The 3,410-nt window shown below is 51.4% G+C and carries 2 protein-coding genes and 1 pseudogene; 2 read left to right on the forward strand and 1 reads right to left on the reverse strand.

Going from position 1 to position 3,410, the window contains the following annotated elements; all coding sequences use genetic code 11:
* Together GHO41_RS28745 and GHO41_RS28750 are read left to right on the forward strand one after the other, a co-directional pair.
* Positions 1–285 (forward strand): glycoside hydrolase family 19 protein (locus tag GHO41_RS28745; RefSeq protein WP_305977956.1); only part of this gene is annotated, 285 nt, incomplete at its 5' end.
* Positions 282–809 (forward strand): lysis system i-spanin subunit Rz, encoded by a 528-nt coding sequence (locus GHO41_RS28750; protein WP_371929068.1) that lies wholly within the window; start codon positions 282–284, stop codon positions 807–809. The genes GHO41_RS28745 and GHO41_RS28750, both read left to right, overlap by 4 nt.
* Before the next feature lie 158 nt (positions 810–967).
* On the opposite strand, the pseudogene GHO41_RS28755 reads toward GHO41_RS28750, so the two are convergent.
* A pseudogene (locus GHO41_RS28755) lies at positions 968–3,410 on the reverse strand (hypothetical protein); the annotation flags it as partial.

Consider the following 3,410-nt stretch of genomic DNA (forward strand, 5'->3'; position numbering starts at 1 on the left):
GACGGTCAGAAGTACCGTGGTCGTGGCCTGATCCAGATAACCGGCCGGGCAAACTACGCCGAGTGCGGTGAAGCCCTAGGCCTTGACCTGGTCAATCACCCTGAGCTGCTGGAGAAACCGCAGCATGCCTGTATGTCCGCAGCGTGGTTCTGGTCGAGTAGAGGCCTGAACACTTTGGCTGATGCGGGCAAGTTCGACACGATCACTCGGCGTATCAATGGTGGCCAGAACGGCGTAGCGGATCGGCGGGCACTGTACGCCCGGGCGCTGAAGGTGTTGGCGTGAAGATCGACGTGATGAAGTGGGGCGGGGCGCTATTGATCCTCCTGGCCCTGATGGCGGGCAGCGCGTGGGCCGCATGGACATGGCAAGCCAACGCCTACGGCCAGAAACTGGCCGCGAAGGAAGCCGACCACCAAACCGAGCGCACAAATCTGGCCAATGCCAACGCCGCGTTAGTGCTAGCCGAGCAGGGTAAGCGCTTTGCCCTTGAGCAGTGGCTGGCAGCCAGCGACCAAGCCCATTACCGAGCTTTGAACGATGAGAAAACCAAACAAGCACGCCTGCGTGATCGCCTTGCTACTGCTGACCTGCGGCTGTCAGTCCAACTCGACGCCACCGCCGCAAATAGTTGTGACGGAATGCAAGCCACTACCAGCCCCGGCGGCGTGGTTCATGGCGCCCGTAGAGCCCAACTTGACCCAGCGCATGCTCAACGAATTATCGGAATCACCGGCGACGGCGATCAAGGACTGACCGCGCTGCAGGCCTGCCAGGCCTATGCCAAAGAAGTTTCCATGCTAAAGTGAACGGGCTAGGTCACGCTAAACCAAGGCCTCGTATTACGGCAAGTGGGCTCCGAGATCAGTCGCGTGGTTGGAGCGCAACGGGAGAAAATATAAAGAGCCTATGAGACTATCGCCTCAAAGGCTCGCTTGTGAATCATTTTCAAACGGCGCGCTAGATGCTAACGGGCTATCTTTTTGTTAGCGATATAATCCACAATATCTTCCAGTTCGGCGCAGCGTTTTAAATCTGGATGGAAATAACGGCTGCTTTCGATATAGGCAAAGTAGAAAATATCTTCTAGGCTTCTCAGCCTGCTGCGCCGACTGAGGATATTTTGATCAGTTGTCAGGCCCCATCCTGCATAAAAAGGTATACCATAGCAGTGGACTTTTTTGCCCGCCATTAACGCTTCAAACCCCATCCCCGACGTCACGACATATACTTCTTCGACGAGGTCAAATAGGGCGTGGGGGTTAATGTCAAATAGTATGGGATAGACATTATCCATATATTGTGCAACAGCTAGTCGCTCATTATTGAAGTAACTAGACTTGCCGCCTTTGATCGCATCTGGATGCTGTTTTATTAGAATGTCGCAGTCAGAGCGTTGACTAAGTACATCCTGGAGCATGCGTTCGAAGACCTTCTCATCGGCCATGCCAGAGATCACCGACTGATCCCCATAACGCTGATCCACCAGCAAAATTTTCTTTCGCCCGGGTTGTCCAAGGGTCAAAGGAACGTCTGGGGCATGATTATACTTCGATATTCTAGCAGCAACGATTTGCTGGATAGCCGCTTTGGCTCGAGTATTCTCTTCGCTCGTCAAGCTAGGCCCATGCTCGTAAATAGACTCAAGACGCGAAGCTTTGGATGCATCGTAGTATGACGTTTTGTCGTCCAGAATGATCGACAAGCCCGGCTCTTTTGACAGCCCTATATCAAGTGAACGGATAAAACCGTCCTCTATATACACCACAGGCTTGCCCAGGCTTTTGGCCCAGTCTCGCTGGCGACCTTTGCGCGCCGACTCGGTAATACCCCACTGGAAGAATATATCAACCGAAGAAAACTTATCGACTGTCGCTTCTTTGGCAAATGAGCTCAGAAGTGTTCGGGCTTTTAACATCGGTTGAACGTACATCTGTATACCGGCGCTGGTTTCCTCAAGACTGGGGATCGCCATAACGTCGATTGGTTCTCGGTTGAATAACCGCTGTAAAGCAGAGGGGCGTATCTGAAGAAAGTCAGGGTTAGCGGATACTTCGGATAGATAGTTCTTAATTCGCTGTGCGGCCTGACCGTCGAACTTGCCCACTCCGAACATCATTGCAGCCCATTTCATTCCTTCCTCTGAGGGGCTCCATTGGGCAGAAAACAGCTCTGGCAAAACTTGCCTCAAAGCAGTGAGATCCCCCACAGATGGTATTCCCGCAGCTGTCCAAATCTGATCAAACTCTACGTATTTTAGGGAGAGCGCCGGTCTCTTCATGAGAAGGGCTTCAAACAGCATTGTGCTGTTGATAGAGGCGACTAGAGAGCTGTGATAAATAGCCTCTTCTGGGGGGACTGAATAGTACGCCCCATCGTCGACCGCCCCGTCACCCCGGGATAGTAGTCCGTGCAGTTCTTTACTGAGAATATCCAGTTTGTTGGGTGGCAGCCGAACAAGTACTTGCGCTGTATGATCCTTCGCAACATCCAGAAGATCAGAGATTGCCATTTGTTGAGAGAGCTGGGCTGCTCTCTTATCCAGTTGGGAGTCGAGAGGTTGAGATGCGAACAATATAATCTTTCGCTCTGGGTCAAGCCCAAAAAGATTGCAAAACTGTTCTCGACTTAGTTTTGGCTCATAATTCAAATGCGTATCAAACTTCGGAGCACCCACTGTGATAAAGTTTTCCGCGGGATAACCTCGCTCAGTAAATATTTCTTTTTGTAGATCGCCCCATCCTAGCACTACGTCAGCGAGAGGGGTGGACGCACGGGACCCAACGTCCCAGTAATATTTATCTCTATCAACAAACACTGACTCATGGGGGATTAGTATCCTCGGGATCTGTAACTCCTCGCACACTGATGCGATTATACGCATGACTGGCGACCAATCGAAGGTGAACAACATGCCTGTGATATTTTTCCGGATCGGAACCAAGCGATTGATCAGCATTTTTCGATAAACTGCTGGGTTCTTAGACGCGAACCCAAGAACCTGCAAGCGAACGCCAGGAGCGTCTAGATTTAGAACTAGATCTAAACCTGCCAGTAGGTAGTTTTCAGAGCAATCTAGTTTTTCGAAAATAGCATCGCCATGACCAGCGATCCATGGAATAAATAAGAAGAGTGGCTTGTTGGTGGCCAGCGCACTCTTAAGCTCGGCGCCTGGGCGGGGATTAAACCACCCAGGACGATCATCCAAATGTGCAGTCGATACTGACGTTCGTGTTGAAGGAGAAGGTTGCGCTGGCGAAACGGCAGAAGTTCTAGTCTTGTTTGGGGCAACAACTAGGGATGAGCCCATCTCATTAGCAATCGCTTTAACTAGGCGGCCGCAAAAACTGAGTGCAACACCTGACCTTTCCGGTACGGTGCTGCCACTATGTCCTATCACGAACTCAGTA

Source organism: Pseudomonas sp. FSL R10-0399 (genome assembly GCF_009600165.1).
Classification (GTDB): Bacteria; Pseudomonadota; Gammaproteobacteria; order Pseudomonadales; family Pseudomonadaceae; genus Aquipseudomonas; species Aquipseudomonas helleri.